This window comes from Enterobacter cloacae complex sp. P24RS (assembly GCF_014982165.1).
GTDB lineage: Bacteria > Pseudomonadota > Gammaproteobacteria > Enterobacterales > Enterobacteriaceae > Enterobacter > Enterobacter quasihormaechei.
Window position 1 is genome coordinate 77712 of the sequence record NZ_JADCKU010000016.1, and the last position, 18490, is coordinate 96201.

General features: G+C 55.6%; 20 protein-coding genes. 8 read left to right on the top strand and 12 right to left on the bottom strand.

All coding sequences use genetic code 11. The features are described from left to right. Positions 1-100: 100 nt before the first annotated feature. Positions 101-1612 (bottom strand): leucyl aminopeptidase, encoded by a 1512-nt coding sequence (gene pepA, locus INF58_RS16720; protein WP_063451022.1) that lies wholly within the window; start codon positions 1610-1612, stop codon positions 101-103. Positions 1613-1877: 265 nt separating this feature from the next. Here pepA and lptF point away from each other — a divergent pair, with 265 nt between their 5' ends. The 5 genes from lptF (at position 1878) to mtgA (ending at position 8139) form a co-directional block, all read left to right on the top strand. Next, on the top strand, positions 1878-2978 hold the full coding sequence (lptF, locus tag INF58_RS16725; RefSeq protein ID WP_063451023.1) for an LPS export ABC transporter permease LptF: 1101 nt from the start codon (positions 1878-1880) through the stop codon (positions 2976-2978). After that, positions 2978-4060 (top strand): LPS export ABC transporter permease LptG, encoded by a 1083-nt coding sequence (lptG, locus tag INF58_RS16730; RefSeq protein WP_063451024.1) that lies wholly within the window; start codon positions 2978-2980, stop codon positions 4058-4060. The genes lptF and lptG overlap by 1 nt, the downstream gene beginning before the upstream one ends. Positions 4061-4197: 137 nt before the next feature. Beyond that, entirely contained in the window at positions 4198-6531 is a 2334-nt protein-coding gene (gene arcB, locus INF58_RS16735) for an aerobic respiration two-component sensor histidine kinase ArcB (protein WP_193033002.1), read from the top strand. Positions 6532-6763: 232 nt separating this feature from the next. Beyond that, the gene (elbB, locus tag INF58_RS16740; RefSeq protein ID WP_102750628.1) at positions 6764-7417 is read left to right on the top strand and encodes an isoprenoid biosynthesis glyoxalase ElbB; all 654 of its coding nucleotides are present in this window, start codon (positions 6764-6766) and stop codon (positions 7415-7417) included. Beyond that, complete coding sequence (gene mtgA / locus INF58_RS16745; RefSeq protein WP_131637520.1) at positions 7414-8139, top strand: monofunctional biosynthetic peptidoglycan transglycosylase; 726 nt, start codon at positions 7414-7416, stop codon at positions 8137-8139. The genes elbB and mtgA overlap by 4 nt, the downstream gene beginning before the upstream one ends. A 39-nt stretch (positions 8140-8178) precedes the next feature. On the opposite strand, the gene npr is transcribed toward mtgA, so the two are convergent. The 11 genes from npr to INF58_RS16800 all read right to left on the bottom strand — a co-directional run bounded on the left by npr (position 8179) and on the right by INF58_RS16800 (position 16098). After that, positions 8179-8451, bottom strand: a complete 273-nt coding sequence (gene npr, locus INF58_RS16750; protein ID WP_003861872.1) for a PTS phosphocarrier protein NPr — start codon at positions 8449-8451, stop codon at positions 8179-8181. Next, positions 8448-9302, bottom strand: coding sequence for an RNase adapter RapZ (gene rapZ, locus INF58_RS16755; protein ID WP_063451028.1), 855 nt, complete (start codon positions 9300-9302; stop codon positions 8448-8450). The genes npr and rapZ overlap by 4 nt, the downstream gene beginning before the upstream one ends. 45 nt (positions 9303-9347) lie before the next feature. Next, positions 9348-9839 (bottom strand): PTS IIA-like nitrogen regulatory protein PtsN, encoded by a 492-nt coding sequence (gene ptsN, locus INF58_RS16760; RefSeq protein ID WP_003861869.1) that lies wholly within the window; start codon positions 9837-9839, stop codon positions 9348-9350. Positions 9840-9921: 82 nt separating this feature from the next. Beyond that, positions 9922-10209, bottom strand: coding sequence for a ribosome hibernation promoting factor (hpf, locus tag INF58_RS16765; RefSeq protein WP_003861866.1), 288 nt, complete (start codon positions 10207-10209; stop codon positions 9922-9924). A 22-nt stretch (positions 10210-10231) separates the two neighbouring features. After that, positions 10232-11665: an RNA polymerase factor sigma-54 gene (rpoN, locus tag INF58_RS16770; protein ID WP_064910003.1), complete on the bottom strand. Its 1434-nt coding sequence runs from the start codon at positions 11663-11665 to the stop codon at positions 10232-10234. Positions 11666-11712: 47 nt separating this feature from the next. Next, complete coding sequence (lptB, locus tag INF58_RS16775; RefSeq protein ID WP_003861862.1) at positions 11713-12438, bottom strand: LPS export ABC transporter ATP-binding protein; 726 nt, start codon at positions 12436-12438, stop codon at positions 11713-11715. Positions 12439-12444: 6 nt separating this feature from the next. Beyond that, entirely contained in the window at positions 12445-12999 is a 555-nt protein-coding gene (lptA, locus tag INF58_RS16780) for a lipopolysaccharide ABC transporter substrate-binding protein LptA (protein WP_063451030.1), read from the bottom strand. Next, complete coding sequence (gene lptC, locus INF58_RS16785) at positions 12968-13543, bottom strand: LPS export ABC transporter periplasmic protein LptC (protein WP_063451031.1); 576 nt, start codon at positions 13541-13543, stop codon at positions 12968-12970. The genes lptA and lptC overlap by 32 nt, the downstream gene beginning before the upstream one ends. Continuing rightward, the gene (gene kdsC / locus INF58_RS16790) at positions 13540-14106 is read right to left on the bottom strand and encodes a 3-deoxy-manno-octulosonate-8-phosphatase KdsC (RefSeq protein WP_193528150.1); all 567 of its coding nucleotides are present in this window, start codon (positions 14104-14106) and stop codon (positions 13540-13542) included. The genes lptC and kdsC overlap by 4 nt, the downstream gene beginning before the upstream one ends. Positions 14107-14120: 14 nt before the next feature. After that, positions 14121-15107: an arabinose-5-phosphate isomerase KdsD gene (kdsD, locus tag INF58_RS16795; protein ID WP_193528141.1), complete on the bottom strand. Its 987-nt coding sequence runs from the start codon at positions 15105-15107 to the stop codon at positions 14121-14123. A 13-nt stretch (positions 15108-15120) separates the two neighbouring features. Beyond that, entirely contained in the window at positions 15121-16098 is a 978-nt protein-coding gene (locus INF58_RS16800; protein ID WP_063867564.1) for a calcium/sodium antiporter, read from the bottom strand. 227 nt (positions 16099-16325) lie between these two features. Here INF58_RS16800 and mlaF point away from each other — a divergent pair, with 227 nt between their 5' ends. The 3 genes from mlaF to mlaD are packed head-to-tail and all read left to right on the top strand — an operon-like array spanning position 16326 to position 18481. Continuing rightward, positions 16326-17138 (top strand): phospholipid ABC transporter ATP-binding protein MlaF, encoded by an 813-nt coding sequence (gene mlaF / locus INF58_RS16805; protein WP_063867565.1) that lies wholly within the window; start codon positions 16326-16328, stop codon positions 17136-17138. Between the two features lie 7 nt (positions 17139-17145). Beyond that, on the top strand, positions 17146-17928 hold the full coding sequence (mlaE, locus tag INF58_RS16810; protein WP_003861848.1) for a lipid asymmetry maintenance ABC transporter permease subunit MlaE: 783 nt from the start codon (positions 17146-17148) through the stop codon (positions 17926-17928). A gap of 4 nt (positions 17929-17932) precedes the next feature. Next, positions 17933-18481, top strand: coding sequence for an outer membrane lipid asymmetry maintenance protein MlaD (gene mlaD, locus INF58_RS16815; protein ID WP_193528142.1), 549 nt, complete (start codon positions 17933-17935; stop codon positions 18479-18481). The last annotated feature ends 9 nt before the right edge of the window (positions 18482-18490 follow it).

Below are 18490 nucleotides of genomic sequence, written 5' to 3' on the forward strand. Positions count from 1 at the left end.
GTGGATTTAAATGCAAAGCCGGGTGGCGCTTCGCTTACCCGGCCTACGGTTGAGTGGCGTGTAGGCCGGGTAAGGCGAAGCCGCCACCCGGCACATTACATCACTCGTCGCCGTTAAAACCCGCACGATTAAGCAGGAACTGCGACAGCAGGGCAACCGGACGTCCGGTTGCGCCTTTGGCTTTACCGGAGCGCCATGCGGTTCCTGCGATGTCCAGGTGCGCCCAGTTATATTTACGGGTGAAGCGCGCCAGGAAGCAGCCTGCGGTAATTGCGCCGCCAGGACGACCACCAATGTTAGCCATGTCCGCGAAGTTAGACTCCAGCTGTTCCTGGAACTCGTCCCCCAGCGGCAGACGCCATGCGCGGTCGCCAGCCTGCTCGGACGCGCCAATCAGCTCATGCGCCAGCGGATTGTGGTTCGACATCAGGCCGGTGATGTGGTGGCCCAGGGCAATCACGCAGGCACCGGTCAGGGTGGCCACGTCGATGACCGCTTCTGGTTCGAAACGCTCAACGTAGGTCAGCACATCGCACAGCACCAGACGGCCTTCCGCGTCGGTGTTCAGCACTTCCACGGTCTGGCCGGACATGGTGGTCAGCACGTCGCCCGGACGATAGGCGCGACCGCCAGGCATGTTTTCGCAGCCTGCCAGCACGCCGATCACGTTGATGGGCAGCTGAAGCTCCGCAACCATGCGCATGACGCCGTAAACCGCCGCCGCGCCGCACATGTCGTACTTCATCTCGTCCATGCCTTCTGAAGGCTTGATGGAGATACCGCCGGAGTCAAAGGTCAGCCCTTTACCGACGAGCACGATCGGACGCGCGTCTTCAGACGGATTGCCTTTGTATTCGATGACCGACATCAGGGATTCGTTCTGAGAGCCGTTACCGACCGCCAGATAAGAGTGCATCCCCAGCTCTTTCATCTGCTGTTCGCCGATGACGCGGGTGATAACGTTCTTGCTGTAGGAGTCAGCCAGCTGGCGCGCCTGAGAGGCCAGATACGCGGCGTTACAGATGTTTGGCGGCATATTGCCAAGATCTTTAGCGGCTTTAATGCCCGCAGCAATGGCCAGGCCGTGCTGAATAGCGCGCTCGCCGCTGGTCAGCTCGCGACGGGTTGGCACGTTAAAGACCATTTTACGCAGCGGGCGACGCGGCTCGCTTTTGGTGGTCTTCAGCTGATCGAAGCTGTAGAGGCTCTCTTTTGCGGTTTCGACGGCCTGGCGTACTTTCCAGTAGGTGTTGCGGCCCTTAACGTGCAGCTCGGTCAGGAAGCAGACCGCTTCCATAGAACCAGTATCATTCAGTGTATTAATGGTTTTCTGAATAACCTGTTTGTACTGGCGCTCATCAAGCTCACGTTCTTTACCGCAGCCAATCAGCAGAATACGCTCGGACAGGACGTTCGGAACATGGTGCAGCAACAGGGTCTGCCCTGGTTTGCCTTCCAGTTCGCCACGGCGCAGCAGGGCGCTGATATAGCCGTCGCTGATTTTATCGAGTTGCTCGGCGATCGGGGAGAGTCGGCGTGGTTCAAAGACGCCCACAACGATGCAGGCACTCCGCTGTTTCTCCGGGCTACCGCTTTTTACACTGAACTCCATGCACTACGCTCCTGAATCTTAAAGACAACGGCGGCGGCTACGGATAGAATTGAAACCTTTCGTAACTCATGTCCGCCGTTGTGGTGACTTCGTGTTAATCTTACGTTACTACGGTTTCGACACGTCAATAAATGTCATGAAGCGCGAATCCGCCGGGTTTTTTAATCTTAGCGATGATTTCGACGACTCAAGAGAATAAATGACGTTTAAGCCATGAAACAAGCTAAATTCCTGCATAAGACGAGTTTTAACGGGCGTATTTAAAGTGATAATCATAAGATATCTGGTTCGGGAGACGCTGAAGAGCCAACTGGCGATCCTCTTTATCCTCCTTCTGATCTTTTTCTGTCAGAAGCTGGTCAGGATCCTCGGCGCGGCGGTTGATGGCGAAATCCCAACGAATCTGGTGCTTTCCCTGCTCGGGCTTGGCGTGCCGGAAATGGCGCAGCTTATCCTGCCGTTAAGCCTTTTCCTCGGTTTGCTGATGACGCTGGGTAGGCTCTATACCGAAAGTGAAATCACCGTGATGCATGCCTGCGGCCTCAGTAAGGCCGTACTGGTAAAAGCAGCTATGGTGCTGGCGCTGTTCACGGGCATTGTTGCCGCGGTCAACGTCATGTGGGCGGGGCCGACATCCTCTCGACATCAGGATGAGGTGCTGGCGGAAGCAAAAGCTAACCCGGGGCTGGCGGCGCTGGCGCAGGGGCAGTTCCAGCAGGCAACCGACGGTAATTCCGTTCTGTTTATCGAAAGCGTTGATGGCAACCGCTTCAACGACGTGTTTCTTGCTCAGTTGCGCCCGAAAGGTAACGCTCGCCCTTCGGTGGTGGTGGCGGATTCCGGCCAGCTGGCGCAGCGTAAAGATGGCTCTCAGGTCGTCACGCTGAACAAAGGAACGCGTTTCGAAGGCACGGCAATGCTGCGCGACTTCCGCATTACGGACTTCCAGAACTACCAGGCCATTATTGGTCACCAGGCCGTCGCGCTCGATCCTACGGATACCGAGCAGATGGACATGCGCACCTTAATCAATACCGATACCGATCGTGCCCGTGCTGAGCTGCACTGGCGTATCACGTTGGTATTCACCGTATTTATGATGGCGCTGATGGTGGTGCCGCTGAGCGTGGTGAACCCACGTCAGGGCCGCGTGCTGTCGATGCTGCCGGCGATGCTGCTGTATCTGGTGTTCTTCCTGCTGCAAACCTCGATCAAGTCTAACGGCGGGAAAGGCAAAATTGACCCGATGATCTGGACCTGGGTCGTGAATGGTTTGTATCTGCTGCTGGCAGTCGGACTCAACTTGTGGGACACGGTGCCTGTGCGTCGTCTACGTGCCCGGTTTACGCGTAAAGGAGCCATCTAATGCAGGCGTTTGGCGTACTTGACCGCTATATCGGTAAAACAATTTTTACCACCATCATGATGACCCTGTTCATGCTGGTGTCGCTCTCGGGCATTATCAAATTTGTCGACCAGCTGAAAAAAGCCGGGCAGGGGAGTTACGACGCGTTAGGCGCCGGAATGTATACCCTGCTCAGCGTGCCAAAAGATGTGCAGATCTTCTTCCCGATGGCGGCCCTGCTGGGTGCGCTGCTGGGCCTGGGGATGCTGGCTCAGCGTAGCGAACTGGTGGTGATGCAGGCATCGGGCTTTACCCGTATGCAGGTTGCGCTGTCGGTGATGAAAACCGCGATCCCGCTGGTGCTGCTGACCATGGCGATCGGCGAATGGGTTGCGCCGCAGGGTGAACAGATGGCGCGTAACTACCGTGCTCAGGCGATGTACGGCGGTTCACTGCTCTCCACGCAGCAGGGGTTATGGGCGAAAGACGGTCAGAACTTCGTCTATATCGAACGCGTGAAGGGGGATGACGAGCTGGGCGGCGTGAGTATTTATGCCTTTAACGACCAGCGTCGCTTGCAGTCAGTGCGTTATGCCGCCTCTGCCAAATTTGATGCCAACAACAAGCTGTGGCGGTTATCGCAGGTTGATGAATCTGACCTGACGAACCCGAAACAGATCACCGGCTCGCAGACCGTTAGCGGTACCTGGAAAACCGACCTGACGCCAGACAAGCTCGGCGTCGTGGCGCTTGATCCCGATGCGCTCTCCATCAGCGGTCTGCATAACTACGTGAAGTATCTGAAGTCCAGCGGACAGGATGCGGGGCGTTACCAGCTCAACATGTGGAGCAAAATTTTCCAGCCGCTGTCCGTGGCGGTGATGATGCTGATGGCGCTGTCGTTCATCTTTGGCCCATTGCGTAGCGTGCCGATGGGGGTTCGCGTGGTGACCGGTATAAGCTTTGGTTTCGTGTTCTACGTCCTCGATCAGATTTTTGGTCCGCTGACGCTGGTGTACGGCATTCCGCCAATTATCGGCGCGCTGTTGCCGAGCGCCAGTTTCTTCCTGATCAGCCTCTGGATGCTGCTAAAACGTTCCTGATAAACCTTCATCCTCGTCCCCGGTTGCTCGGGGGCGAGGCTAATCTCCTGTTTCACCCCGCACTTTTTCTCACAACCTGCAACGCCTCGCCGTGAATTTGAGTATTATTGAGCGATAAAGTCGTGAAGGGATCCTCTATGAAGCAAATTCGAATGCTGGCCCAGTACTACGTCGATCTGATGATGAAGCTCGGGCTGGTGCGTTTTTCCATGCTGCTGGCGCTGGCGCTGGTCGTTCTGGCCATCGTGGTGCAAATGGCTGTCACCATGGTTCTGCATGGCCAGGTCGAGAGCATCGACGTCATCCGCTCTATTTTCTTTGGCCTGCTGATTACCCCGTGGGCGGTCTATTTCCTCTCCGTAGTGGTCGAGCAACTGGAGGAGTCCCGACAGCGTTTATCAAAGCTGGTGGATAAGCTGGAAGAGATGCGCGAACGCGATCTCAAGCTCAACGTCCAGCTCAAGGACAATATTGCCCAGCTGAATCAGGAAATTTCAGACCGAGAGAAGGCGGAAGCCGAGCGCCAGACCACGCTGGAGCAGCTCAAAATTGAGATGAAAGAGCGTGAAGTCACGCAGATCCAGCTTGAACAGCAATCCTCTTTCCTGCGCTCGTTCCTCGATGCGTCGCCGGATCTGGTGTTCTACCGTAACGAAGATAAAGAGTTTTCCGGCTGTAACCGGGCTATGGAGCTGTTGACCGGGAAAAGCGAAAAGCAGCTGATCCACCTGAAGCCGCAGGACGTCTATTCCGAAGAGGCGGCGGCAAAAGTGATGGAGACGGATGAAAAAGTCTTCCGCCATAACGTTTCGCTGACCTACGAGCAGTGGCTGGACTACCCCGACGGGCGCAAAGCCTGCTTTGAGATCCGCAAAGTGCCTTATTACGATCGGGTGGGTAAACGCCATGGTCTGATGGGCTTTGGCCGCGATATCACCGAGCGTAAGCGCTATCAGGATGCGCTGGAGCGCGCCAGCCGTGACAAGACCACCTTCATCTCCACCATCAGCCATGAGCTTCGTACACCGCTTAACGGCATTGTGGGGCTGAGCCGCATTCTGCTGGATACCGACCTGACCAGCGAGCAGGAAAAATACCTCAAAACGATCCACGTTTCGGCGGTCACGCTGGGCAATATCTTCAACGATATTATCGATATGGATAAGATGGAGCGCCGTAAGGTTCAGCTCGACAACCAGCCGGTTGATTTTACCGGCTTCCTTGCGGACCTGGAGAACCTCTCAGGTTTGCAGGCCCAGCAAAAAGGGTTGAGCTTTGTGATGGAGCCAACGCTGCCGCTGCCGCATAAAGTGGTGACGGACGGCACGCGGCTGCGTCAGATCCTGTGGAACCTCATCAGCAACGCCGTGAAGTTTACCCAGAAGGGGCAGGTTGCGGTGCGCATTCGTTATGACGAAGGGGACATGCTGCACTTTGAAGTTGAGGACTCGGGTATCGGCATTCCTCAGGAGGAGCAGGACAAGATCTTCGCCATGTATTATCAGGTTAAAGACAGCCACGGCGGTAAACCGGCAACGGGTACGGGCATTGGCCTGGCGGTGTCGAAACGCCTGGCGAAAAGTATGGGCGGGGATATCACCGTTGCCAGCCAGCCGGGTAAAGGCTCAACCTTTACCCTTACCGTACACGCGCCTGCCGTCGCTGAAGAGGTGGAAGATACGTTCGAGAACGACGATATGCCGCTGCCGGCCCTGCACGTTCTGCTGGTAGAAGATATTGAGCTGAACGTCATTGTTGCCCGGTCGGTACTGGAAAAACTCGGCAACAGCGTGGATGTGGCAATGACCGGCAAAGCCGCGCTGGAGATGTTCACGCCGGGCGAGTACGACCTGGTGCTGCTTGATATTCAGCTCCCGGACATGACCGGGCTGGATATCTCCCGCGAGCTGACGCGCAAGTACGCCCCTGACGAGCTGCCGCCGCTGGTGGCGCTGACCGCAAACGTGCTGAAAGATAAAAAAGAGTACCTCGAGGCCGGTATGGACGATGTGCTCAGCAAGCCGCTGGCGGTACCCGCCCTGACGGCGATGATCAAGAAGTTCTGGGATACCTGTGATGAAGAGGAGAGCACCATGACGTCTGTTGATAGCGCCAAAGCCCAAGCGATACTCGATACCGCCATGCTGGAGCAGTATATCGATCTGGTGGGACCAAAACTGATCACCGACGGTCTGGCCGTGTTCGAAAAAATGATGCCGGGCTATCTGAACGTGCTCGAATCTAACCTGACGGCGCGTGACCAGAAGGGCATCGTCGAAGAGGGACATAAAATCAAGGGCGCGGCTGGCTCCGTCGGGTTACGCCATCTCCAGCAGCTGGGCCAACAGATTCAGTCGCCTGATTTACCTGCGTGGGAAGATAACGTGGGTGATTGGGTTGAAGAGATGAAACAGGAGTGGCAGAACGATGTGGCGGTGCTGAAAGCCTGGGTGGAATCCAGAAAAAAATGACCCCGGCTATACCGGGGTGCGCGAATACTGCGCCAACACCAGGGAAATCGTGGCTGCGCCTGATTTTTATGGGTTGTTTTCGCATGGACGCCGCCTGAAAATTGAGGCCGCACGCAGATAAGATAGCAAATCTTAAACAGTTTGTTACATGAATCAGTGAAATGTGTGAAGCATAGCGTTTTAATCAGAATTTTTAATGTGCTTCGGCGAGTTGCTTAGAAGGATCGTCAGAATGAAGAAAGTGGGTGTCGTGCTGAGCGGATGTGGCGTTTACGATGGTTCAGAGATACATGAAGCCGTATTAACGCTGCTGGCATTATCGCGCCAAGGGGCAGACGTTATCTGCTTCGCGCCGGATAAAACTCAAGCAGACGTAATGAATCATCTTACCGGCGAGCCAATGGCGGAAAGCCGTAATGTGCTGATTGAAGCGGCGCGTATTGTGCGTGGAGATATTCATCCGCTGGCACAGGCCGATGCCGCTGAACTTGATGCGCTCATCGTGCCGGGCGGCTTTGGCGCGGCGAAAAACCTGAGCACGTTTGCAACTGAGGGGGCGGCGTGTCAGGTCGATCCCGACTTAAAAGCGCTATCGCTGGCGATGCATGCGGCGGGTAAGCCGCAGGGCTTTATCTGCATTGCGCCAGCCATGCTGCCGAAAATTTTTGATTTCCCGCTGCGGCTCACGATCGGAACCGACATTGATACCGCTGAAATTATCGAGGATATGGGCGGCGAGCACGTGCCATGCCCGGTCGACGACATTGTGGTGGATGAGGACAACAAAATCATCACCACGCCAGCGTATATGCTGGCGCAGAACATCGCTGAGGCTGCCGCCGGCATTGAAAAGCTGGTGGACAGAGTGCTGGTTCTTACCGAATGAGTCGTAAATTATCCCCAGGCGGGTGGTTAAAACGGATCCTGCTGCGTATTGTGCTGGTCCTGGCCGTTTTCTGGGGCGGAGGCATTGCGCTGTTCAGCATCCTGCCCGTCCCGTTCTCCGCCGTGATGGCAGAGCGGCAGATTAGCGCCTGGCTCTCAGGTGATTTCGGCTACGTTGCCCACTCAGACTGGGTCGGCATGGATGAAATCTCCCCGTGGATGGGGCTGGCGGTCATTGCGGCAGAAGATCAGAAATTCCCCGAACACTGGGGTTTTGACGTGGCGGCTATCGAGAAGGCGCTGGATCATAATGAGCGTCATGAAAACCGCGTGCGCGGCGCGTCGACGCTGTCTCAGCAGACGGTAAAAAACCTGTTCTTATGGGACGGTCGTAGCTGGGTGAGGAAAGGTCTGGAGGCCGGGCTGACGCTGGGCGTCGAGACGGTGTGGAGCAAAAAACGCATTCTGACCGTCTATCTGAATATCGCGGAGTTTGGGGATGGCGTGTTTGGCGTCGAAGCGGCATCGCAACGTTATTTCGGCAAGCCCGCCAGCAGGCTGAGTATGTCCGAAGCGGCGCTGCTTGCCGCCGTGCTGCCGAACCCTCTGCGTTTCAAGGCCAGCGCGCCGTCAGGCTACGTGCGAAGCCGCCAGGCGTGGATCATGCGCCAGATGCGTCAGCTGGGTGGGGAAGGGTTTATGGAGCGAAATCATCTTATGTAGGGCGGGTAAGCGTTGCGCCACCCGCCGACGTAGCGAACGTTAGTCTTCGTCAAACCCGGCATTAAACAGGGCAATCACCGCGGCCAGCGCTTCTTCTTCCTGCGGGCCGGTCGCTTCGACTTCAATCTGGCGTCCTTTGGCAGAATCCAGCATCAGCAGCGCAATCACGCTGTTGGCTTCTGCCTCGGTTCCCTCGTCGTTGCGCAGCAGCACCTCAGCATCAAAACCCTGCATCAGTTCAAACAGCTTCATCGCCGGGCGCGCATGCATGCCCAGCTTGTTGGTGATTTCGACGGTCTGTTTTACGGTCATGTTTTACGTTTTTCCAGCGTGCGATGACGGGACTGAACGTTCTTCCCGCGTGAGCGGAAGTAATCGGCCAACTGTTCGGCAATATAGACCGAACGATGTTTACCGCCGGTACAGCCAATCGCCACCGTCAGGTAGCTGCGATTGTTTGTTTCCAGCATAGGTAACCATAGCTCAAGGTAGCTTCGCGTCTGGTAGATAAAATTATGTACTTCTGTGTGTCGGTCAAGGAACGCCGCCACGGGCTTATCCAGACCGGTCATCGGACGCAGTTTCGGATCCCAGTGTGGGTTCGGCAGGAAACGCACATCAAAAACGTAATCCGCATCGATAGGAATGCCGTGCTTAAAGCCGAAGGATTCAAACACCATCGTCAGTTCGCGCTCGCGCTTGCCGAGCAAGCGAGTACGCAGCATTTCCGCCAGCTCGTGGACGGACATTTCAGAGGTGTCGACAATCAGGTCGGCGCGGGAACGCAGCGGCTCAAGCAGATCGCTTTCTTTATCAATGGCGCTTTCCAGCGACAGATTTTTACTGGAGAGCGGATGTAAACGACGGGTATCGCTGTAGCGGCGGATCAGCGTGTTGCGGTCAGCATCAAGGAACAAGAGCTGCGGTGAAAAACACTCCGGCAGATTGTTCATTGCCTGCTCGAAGATTTCCGGCGATTCCGGCATGTTGCGCACGTCAATACTGACGGCGGCAGAGATTTGCCGATCCGCAAGCGTCCGCGCCAGATCGGGTAACAACACTACCGGCAGGTTATCTACACAGTAAAATCCCATGTCTTCCAGCGCACGCAGGGCCACGGACTTACCGGACCCCGAACGACCGCTGACGATCATCAGCACCATGTTCCGTTTCTCCTCAGGGCAGCCGTTCTGAAGGCCTTCTCCCGATTATGCCTCATCCTGATTGCCTTCTGCTTCAGTGATAATTTGATAAAGCTCTTCATCACTTTGGGCTGAGCGCAGTCGACGACAAATGGTTTTGTCCGCCAGACGTTTGGCCACCAGCGACAGCGTGTGCAGATGGGTTTTGGTCTGATCGGCAGGAACCAGCAGCGCGAAGAGCAGATCCACAGGCTGGTTATCAATGGCGTCAAAAGCGATAGGCGTTTCCAGTTGCACAAACACCCCCACGGCACGCAGCGTATCTTCTTCCAGCTTGCCATGCGGGATCGCAATGCCGTTGCCGATGCCGGTACTGCCCATTTTTTCACGGGTCAGAATGGCTTCAAACACGATCTGCGGCGGCAGACCCAGCTGTTTTGCGGCCAGTTCACTGATAATTTCCAGCGCACGTTTTTTGCTCTGGCAGTGAACGCCACTGCGGGTACAATCCTGGTTAAGGACATTGCTCAGTTGTAGAGCGGAATCGTTGTTTATCATAATTTCACCTAAGCGCTAACCGTACAAATGGCCTGTTGTGTCTCACAACAGGCCGTCCTGCACCCGTTAACTGCCCGGACAATTAGTGTTGTTTCAGTTTATCTTTATGTTTATTGAGCTGTCTCGCAAGCTTATCAATCAAGCCGTCGATAGCCGCGTACATGTCTTGCCCTTCCGCACTGGCATGGAGTTCCCCTCCGTTGACGTGCAGAGTCGCATCCGAGATATGCGTCACTTTCTCCACTTTCAACACAACATAGACCTGATTGATCCTTTCGAAATACTGCTCGAGTTTTGCGAACTTAGTGTTCACAAAATCGCGTAAGGCCTCAGTAATCTCGACGTTATGTCCGGTGATATTGAGCTGCATAGTGTCTTCCTTATCGGTTGTGTCAAACCAGCTGTTTACGCTGGTTAGACGGCGGAATGGATAAAGACTCTCGATACTTCGCAACAGTACGGCGTGCCACCATAATACCCTGATCGGACAGCATGGTGGTTAGCTTACTGTCACTGAGTGGCTTCGCGGGGTTCTCCGCGGCGATCAACTTCTTCACCAGTGCGCGAATGGCCGTTGACGAGGCTTCGCCGCCGCCTTCGGTGTTCACGTGGCTGGAGAAGAAATACTTAAGCTCAAAAATACCGCGCGGGCTGTGCAGGTACTTCTGCGTAGTCACGCGGGAAATGGTTGATTCATGCATCTCGACGGCCTGGGCGATGTCTGCCAGCACCATCGGTTTCATAAACTCTTCGCCCTGTTCAAAGAACGCCTGCTGCTGTTCGACAATACAGCGGCTGACGCGCAGCAGCGTGTCATTTCGGCTCTCCAGGCTCTTAATCAACCATCGTGCTTCCTGAAGGTTGCTGCGAATGTATTGATTATCGGCGTCGTTACGTGCGCTGGTGCACATGGAGGCATATTGCTGGTTGATTTGCAGGCGAGGAAGGCTGTCGGCGTTCAGTTCAACGACCCAGCGGCCGTTGTGCTTTCTCACCAGCACATCAGGAATGACATATTCCGGTTCGCTGGTCTGGATCGACTGTCCCGGACGCGGATCGAGTGACTGGATCAGATTCACCGCTTCCTTCAGCACCTCTTCTTTGAGGCGCGTGACGCGCATCAGGGTGCGGAAATCGTGATTCGCCAGCAGATCCAGATGATCGCTGATGATGAGCCGGGCTTCGTCAATCCACGGTGTCTCTTTGGCAAACTGCGAAAGCTGGATCAGCAGGCAGTCGCGCAGATCTTTCGCGGCGACGCCAATCGGGTCGAAACGCTGGACGCGCTTGAGGACGGCTTCGATCTCTTCCATCTCAATGTCGTCATCGCCGATGCTTTCCAGAATATCGTCCAGCGTCACGGTCAAATAGCCCGTGTCGTCAACGGCATCGACAATCGAGGTGGCAATCGCGCGATCGGTATCCGAGAAAGGCGTCAGCTCCACCTGCCACATCAGGTAGTCCTGAAGCGACTGGGTGGTTTCGCCCTGATAGACCGGCAGTTCGTCGTCCTGATAATCCGCGCGCGTGCCGGAAGGCGTTCCTGCGGTGTAGATTTCATCCCAGCTGGCATCCAGCGGCAGCTCGTCCGGCATCTCTTTTTGTTCGAGCGCATCGGCGGTGTCGAGCGTTTCCGTGTCCTGCGTTTGCTGGGTATCTACCTCGTCATGAAGATCGGTTTGCTCCAGCAGCGGATTGCTGTCCAGCGCCTGCTGGAGCTCCTGCTGGAGTTCTAACGTGGACAACTGCAACAGACGAATGGCCTGTTGTAGCTGCGGCGTCATGGCCAGTTGCTGGCTGAGCCGTAATTGCAAACCTTGCTTCATGTTCAGCGCGTTTTTCTCCGGTTCGGCGTGACTTAACCTCTACCCTATCAGAGTCTGAAGTCTTCCCCAAGGTACACGCGCTTAACATGCTCATCTTCGAGGATTTGCTGCGGCGTACCGTGGGCAATCAGATGGCCCTGGCTCACAATGTAGGCGCGTTCACACACGGCCAGCGTTTCGCGTACGTTGTGGTCCGTGATCAGTACGCCAAGCCCGCTGTCGCGCAGATGCTCAATGATACGTTTGATATCGATAACCGAAATCGGGTCAACGCCCGCAAACGGCTCATCCAGCAGGATAAATTTCGGATTTGCTGCCAGCGCGCGCGCAATCTCAACGCGGCGGCGTTCACCGCCGGACAGCGCCTGACCGAGGCTGTCGCGAAGATGTTCAATATGAAACTCTTCCATCAGCTCGTTCGCGCGGTCGGTGCGCTGCTCGCTGGTCAGATCGTCACGGATCTGGAGCACGGCCATCAGGTTATCGAACACGCTTAAGCGGCGGAAGATAGACGCTTCCTGCGGCAGGTAGCCGATGCCACGACGCGCGCGGGCATGCAGCGGCAGCAGGCTGATGTCTTCATCATCAATGATGATGTTGCCAGCGTCACGCGGGACAATGCCCACCACCATGTAAAAGGTTGTGGTTTTACCCGCACCGTTAGGGCCAAGCAAGCCCACGATTTCGCCGGAGTTGACGGTCAGACTGACATCTTCGACGACGCGGCGGCCCTTGTACGCTTTCGCGAGGTTTTTTGCAGTTAATGTTGCCATAACGAATTAGTTACTCTTTTTCTGTGCCGGAGCCTGACCGTTGTTCTTGTCCTGCAACTGCGAAGGCACAAGCACGGTAGTGACGCGTTTACCTTTTTCGCTGGAGGCCTGCATTTTCTGCTCTTTCACCAGATAGGTGATCTTGTCGCCTTTGATGTTGCTGTCCAGCTGTTCCAGGTAAGCATTACCGGTCAGGATGACCAGATCCTTCGCCAGTTCGTAGTGCATATGCGAGGCATGGCCTTTTACCGGCTTGCCGTTGTCCTGCATCTGGTAGAACGTGGCCGGGTTGCCATAACCATCAATAATCTCTTTGCCCTGCTCGCCGCCCGGACGGGTAACGACCACTTTATCGGCATTGATTTTGATGGTGCCCTGGGTCACAACGACGTTGCCGGTAAAGGTAACGACGTTACCCTGCATATCCAGAGACTGCGTATCAGATTCGATATGAATCGGCTGCTCGGTGTCGCCAGTCACAGCAAGCGCGGGAAGACTGGCCGCCAGCAGCGCGCTGGCGATAACAACTTTAAGGCTGAGTTTGTTTGTTTTGAATTTCATAGGAGGTTCTAACCTTTTCAATCAGCTCGGCGTTTTTGCTGCGTAAGTTCCCGCGCATTCTTAAACCGCTGGAATTAAATGTTGTGCCATACAGGGTGACTAAATCCTGCGACGTGACATCCTGGGTGACCAGGTTGATCTGGGCGTTATCGGTCGTAATTTTGCGCAGTTGAGCGTCAGCGGTCAGGGCGTTGACCTCAACGTGACCATACAGATAAAGCATACGGTCATTTGTCAGTTTTGCCCGGTCAGACTTGATCGACCACGTCGGCACTTTGTCGGTATCAAAGGTGGTCAGCACCGGCTGGGTAAACCACGAAACACCGTCATCTGAAAAATATTCGACATGCTGAGCAATCAGGCGATAGTTCAGTGCGCCTTCCGGGCTATAAACCACGGTATCGCTGCGATCGCTTTTGTAGGTCGGGTCACTCGTGTTGACCACTTCCGTTTGCGTATCATCGCGGTCAGCGAGGTTCACGCCAATCAGGATCAGGACGACAAGCGAAAGCAGAATGATAACCCAACGTCTGGTTTTACTCATATCGATTGCCCTTTCGCCTCATCAAGCTTGCCCTGCGCCAGCAGAAGCAGATCGCAGACTTCACGCACGGCGCCGCGGCCACCGTAAATATGGGTAACGTAATCAGCACGCGGGATCAGCAGCGGGTGCGCGTCAGCCACGGCAATGCTCAGACCTACCTCTGCCATCACTGGCCAGTCGATCAAATCATCCCCGACATACGCTACATTCTCTGGCGCAATGGCCAGTTTTTCCAGCAAATCACGGAAGGCTACCATCTTATCAGACTGTCCCTGATAGAGATGCGTAATGCCCAGCGTTTCACACCGATCTTCTACCAGTTTAGCTTTCCGCCCGGTGATGATTGCAACTTCAATACCGGACGTGAGCGCACAGCGGATACCGTAACCGTCGCGAACGTTAAAGGCTTTCAGCTCTTCGCCGTTATTGCCCATATAAATCAGACCGTCGGAAAGCACGCCGTCTACATCGAGGATCAGCAGGCGGATAGTTTCCGCCTTTGCCATCATCTGGGCGCTCACCGGGCCATAACAGGTTGCAAGGGATGCACCCGCATTACTCATTGTCTTATCCTTCATTACACTACGCCTGCGCGCAGCAGATCATGCATATGTACCACACCCAGCAGTTGGTCGCCATCGGCAACCATCACTGAGGTGATATGACGGGACTGCATCAGGTTCAGCACATCGACCGCCAGCGTGCCCGGACGGACGCGGATCCCGCCTGGCGTCATCACGTCCGCGATGCCCAGCGTTCGGACATCCACACCCATATCGAACACCCGGCGCAGGTCACCGTCGGTAAAAATGCCCTGAATCTTCATCAGGTCGTCGCAGATGACCGTCATGCCCAGGTTTTTTCGGGTGATTTCCAGCAACGCGTCGCGCAGAGAAGCCTCTTTGCTGACGTGCGGAATTTCATCCCCGGTGTGCATAATATCGTTAACCCGCAGCAGCAGTTTGCGCCCGAGCGCGCCGCCGGGGTGAGACAGGGCGAAATCTTCAGGCGTAAAACCGCGGGCTTCCAGCAGCGCAACGGCAAGGGCATCGCCCATCACCAGCGCGGCGGTGGTGCTGGAGGTCGGGGCCAGTCCCAGAGGACAGGCTTCTTTCGGCACCTTCACACACAGGTGAATATCTGCCGCACGCGCCATGCTGCTTTCCGGGCGGCTGGTCATGCAAATCAGCGGGACGCGCAGGCGCTTCAGCACCGGGATCAACGCCAGGATTTCATTCGATTCCCCGGAGTTAGACAGCGCAATAACCACGTCCTGCGGCGTAACCATCCCGAGGTCACCGTGCGCGGCTTCACCCGGATGAACGAAGAAGGACGAGGTGCCGGTGCTGGCAAAGGTCGCCGCCATTTTGCGCCCGATATGGCCAGACTTGCCCATCCCCATCACTACGACTTTACCGGCACAGTAGAACATTTTCTCACAGGCCAGACTAAAATCCTGATTAATGTACTGATCTAACTGCGCCAGACCTTCACGTTCAATCTCCAGAACGTCTTTGCCTGCTTTCTGAAAGTCAAAACCCGGCTGCAATTCTATTTGCGACATAATGCGTTTCCGTTTACCCAGAGAGAAGTGGCGAGAGCCAGTACAGCATCGCCAGCCATACGATAAATCCACCCGTCAGCAGCGCGCCTGCGCCTTTGCCGATCTGCTCTTTTCGCCGCCAGCAGAGCAGGGCGAAAATGACGCTGACCAGCAGCATCACACCGTAATCGCGCGTGAAGACCATGGGATTAAACGGCCCCGGCGAGATCAGCGCCGGCAGCCCCGTCACGATCGCGATATTGAAAATATTAGAGCCAATGATATTGCCGATGGCGATATCATCTTCCCCTTTACGCGCCCCGGCGATGGCGGTGGCCAGCTCTGGCAGGCTGGTGCCGATGGCGATGACCGTCAGACCGATTGTCAGTTCGCTCATCGCAAACGCGTTCGCCAGCACCGTCGCGTTATCGACGACCATCCGCGTGGCCATCGGCATGATGATCAGTGCGACGCCCAGCCACAGCAGGGCGACGGGTAAGGTGCCTTCCCTGGGCAGCTCGGCGAGATGCTCACGCGTGAGGCTATCGTTGCCCTGTTTTTCCGCCAGACGCGCGATTTTCACGCTGTAAAGCAACCAGATCCCGGCCAGGGCGAGCAGGAATATACCGTCATCAATGCTCAGCACCCCGTCGTAAAGCACGTAGCCAGCCAGCAGGCTAACGACTAACATTAGCGGCAATTCGCGGCGCAAAACATCAGAATGGACGCGAAATGGATGCAGCAATGCGGCTAAGCCTAAAATCAGTAATATATTGACGATGTTAGAGCCAATCGCGGTGCCGATAGCGAGGTCGACCTGACCATGCAGCGAGGCTGAAACAGAAACAATGATTTCAGGAAGCGATGTGCCTACACTGACCACCGTCATCCCGATAATGATGGGCGGCATGCCAATGAGTCGACAAAGAATGGATGCGGCAAAGACCAAACGGTCAGCACTGTAGACCACCAACAGTAAACCAATTATTAACAGTGCTGTTGCTAAAAGCATCAAAAGTCCTTTCTTCAGGTATACTCGCTGGTCCACTGCGCACGGATTCTGGCGCCAGATGAAGTCTGAGACGTGACGAATTCCTAATTTTGACTTTATGCGCCGGAAAAGTAAAACAAATGCCAGCTTTAGCTAACCCCAATAGTGAATATTCTGTAAAAATGCGGGGTTTAGGGCTGATTTACGCTTCATGCCAGCCGTGAAGCAAGGTAAGTAAGGAACCATAAATGAGCCAAACGATGGCGAATATAGTCGATGTCCGGGGCGTCAGTTTTTCTCGCGGCAGCCGGGTGATATTTGATGATATTTCGCTGACCGTGCCGCGCGGTAAAATCACCGCCATCATGGGGCCGTCAGGGATCGGTAAAACGACGTTGCTGCGTCTTATCGGCGGGCAAATCCCCCCTGATAGCGGCGAAATTCTCTTCGACGGCGAAAACGTCCCGGAGATGTCTCGCTCGCGCCTCTACACGGTTCGCAAACGAATGAGCATGCTCTTTCAGTCGGGTGCGCTGTTCACCGATATGAACGTATTTGACAACGTGGCCTATCCGCTGCGTGAGCACACCCATCTTCCTCCTGCGCTGTTGCACAGCACGGTGATGATGAAGCTCGAAGCCGTGGGGTTGCGGGGGGCGGCGAAACTTATGCCGTCCGAACTCTCCGGCGGAATGGCGCGCCGCGCCGCGCTGGCGCGTGCTATTGCCCTTGAACCGGATTTAATCATGTTCGACGAACCGTTCGTCGGGCAGGACCCTATCACTATGGGCGTACTGGTGAAGCTCATTTCAGAACTGAACAGCGCCCTTGGCGTCACCTGCGTGGTGGTTTCCCACGACGTGCCGGAAGTGCTGAGCATTGCTGATTACGCCTATATTGTGGCTGACAAAAAGATCGTCGCCCACGGCAGCGCTCAGGCGTTGCAGGAGAATGGCGATCCGCGCGTGCGGCAGTTCCTGGACGGTATCGCAGATGGGCCGGTGCCTTTCCGCTATCCGGCAGGCGACTATCATGACGATTTACTGGGAATAGGGAGTTAAGCCACTCATGCTGTTAAATGCGTTGGCGGGTCTTGGACACCGTGGCCTAAAAACCATCAGTACGTTCGGGCGTGCCGGATTGATGTTGTTCAACGCGCTGGTTGGCAAACCGGAGTTCCGCAAGCATGCGCCGTTACTGGTGCGGCAGCTTTATAACGTCGGCGTACTGTCGATGCTTATCATCATCGTGTCGGGGCTGTTTATCGGCATGGTGCTGGGGTTGCAGGGGTATCTGGTGCTGACAACCTACAGCGCGGAGACCAGCCTTGGCATGCTGGTGGCGCTCTCGCTGCTGCGTGAGCTCGGGCCGGTGGTTGCCGCGCTGCTGTTCGCCGGGCGTGCCGGGTCAGCACTGACGGCGGAAATTGGCCTGATGCGCGCCACCGAGCAGCTTTCCAGCATGGAGATGATGGCGGTCGATCCGCTGCGCCGGGTGATCTCTCCGCGCTTCTGGGCCGGGGTTATCTCCTTACCGTTACTGACTATCCTCTTTGTGGCGGTCGGTATCTGGGGCGGCGCGCTGGTCGGCGTCAACTGGAAAGGCATTGATGCCGGGTTCTTCTGGTCTGCCATGCAGGACGCCATCGATCTGCGGATGGATTTGGTGAACTGTCTGATCAAGAGCGTGGTTTTCGCTGTGACGGTTACCTGGATTGCGTTGTTTAATGGTTACGATGCCATTCCGACGTCGGCGGGCATTAGCCGCGCAACGACGCGTACTGTCGTACATTCGTCGCTGGCCGTTTTAGGTCTGGATTTTGTGCTCACCGCACTGATGTTTGGGAATTGAGTTCATGCAAACGAGAAAAAATGAAATTTGGGTTGGCGTGTTTCTGCTTCTGGCGCTGCTGGCCGCGCTGTTCATCTGCCTGCGAGCGGCGGACATTACCTCTGTTCGCGCCGAGCCGACGTATCGCGTCTACGCGACCTTCGATAATATCGGCGGCCTGAAGGCGCGCTCGCCGGTGCGTATTGGTGGCGTCGTCATTGGACGTGTAGCGGACATTACGCTTGATGAAAAAACGTATCTGCCGCGCGTCGCGATGGATATCGAAGAGCGCTATAACCACATTCCTGACACCAGCTCGCTCTCTATCCGCACTTCTGGCCTGCTGGGGGAGCAATATCTGGCCCTCAACGTTGGTTTTGAAGATCCTGAGCTGGGAACGTCTATCCTTAAAGACGGTAGCGTAATCCAGGATACCAAGTCAGCGATGGTGCTGGAGGATATGATTGGTCAGTTCCTTTACAACAGTAAAGGGGATGATAAAAAGTCTGACGATGCCACTGCGCAGAGTGAAGACCACACCAACGTCGAACCGACGCCAGGCGCGACGAATTAATTTCAGGAG

Excerpts from the sequence above, each read along its gene's own strand:
- lptB (WP_003861862.1), bottom strand. The coding sequence starts at position 12,438 with ATGGCAACATTAACTGCAAAAAACCTCGCGAAAGCGTACAAGGGCCGC.
- rapZ (WP_063451028.1), bottom strand. The coding sequence starts at position 9,302 with ATGGTGCTGATGATCGTCAGCGGTCGTTCGGGGTCCGGTAAGTCCGTG.
- npr (WP_003861872.1), bottom strand. The coding sequence starts at position 8,451 with ATGACCGTAAAACAGACCGTCGAAATCACCAACAAGCTGGGCATGCAT.
- elbB (WP_102750628.1), top strand. The coding sequence starts at position 6,764 with ATGAAGAAAGTGGGTGTCGTGCTGAGCGGATGTGGCGTTTACGATGGT.
- lptC (WP_063451031.1), bottom strand. The coding sequence starts at position 13,543 with ATGAGTAAAACCAGACGTTGGGTTATCATTCTGCTTTCGCTTGTCGTC.
- mlaE (WP_003861848.1), top strand. The coding sequence starts at position 17,146 with ATGCTGTTAAATGCGTTGGCGGGTCTTGGACACCGTGGCCTAAAAACC.
- arcB (WP_193033002.1), top strand. The coding sequence starts at position 4,198 with ATGAAGCAAATTCGAATGCTGGCCCAGTACTACGTCGATCTGATGATG.
- ptsN (WP_003861869.1), bottom strand. The coding sequence starts at position 9,839 with ATGATAAACAACGATTCCGCTCTACAACTGAGCAATGTCCTTAACCAG.
- lptA (WP_063451030.1), bottom strand. The coding sequence starts at position 12,999 with ATGAAATTCAAAACAAACAAACTCAGCCTTAAAGTTGTTATCGCCAGC.
- lptG (WP_063451024.1), top strand. The coding sequence starts at position 2,978 with ATGCAGGCGTTTGGCGTACTTGACCGCTATATCGGTAAAACAATTTTT.
- INF58_RS16800 (WP_063867564.1), bottom strand. The coding sequence starts at position 16,098 with ATGCTTTTAGCAACAGCACTGTTAATAATTGGTTTACTGTTGGTGGTC.
- mlaF (WP_063867565.1), top strand. The coding sequence starts at position 16,326 with ATGAGCCAAACGATGGCGAATATAGTCGATGTCCGGGGCGTCAGTTTT.
- kdsC (WP_193528150.1), bottom strand. The coding sequence starts at position 14,106 with ATGAGTAATGCGGGTGCATCCCTTGCAACCTGTTATGGCCCGGTGAGC.
- pepA (WP_063451022.1), bottom strand. The coding sequence starts at position 1,612 with ATGGAGTTCAGTGTAAAAAGCGGTAGCCCGGAGAAACAGCGGAGTGCC.
- mtgA (WP_131637520.1), top strand. The coding sequence starts at position 7,414 with ATGAGTCGTAAATTATCCCCAGGCGGGTGGTTAAAACGGATCCTGCTG.
- rpoN (WP_064910003.1), bottom strand. The coding sequence starts at position 11,665 with ATGAAGCAAGGTTTGCAATTACGGCTCAGCCAGCAACTGGCCATGACG.
- mlaD (WP_193528142.1), top strand. The coding sequence starts at position 17,933 with ATGCAAACGAGAAAAAATGAAATTTGGGTTGGCGTGTTTCTGCTTCTG.
- kdsD (WP_193528141.1), bottom strand. The coding sequence starts at position 15,107 with ATGTCGCAAATAGAATTGCAGCCGGGTTTTGACTTTCAGAAAGCAGGC.
- hpf (WP_003861866.1), bottom strand. The coding sequence starts at position 10,209 with ATGCAGCTCAATATCACCGGACATAACGTCGAGATTACTGAGGCCTTA.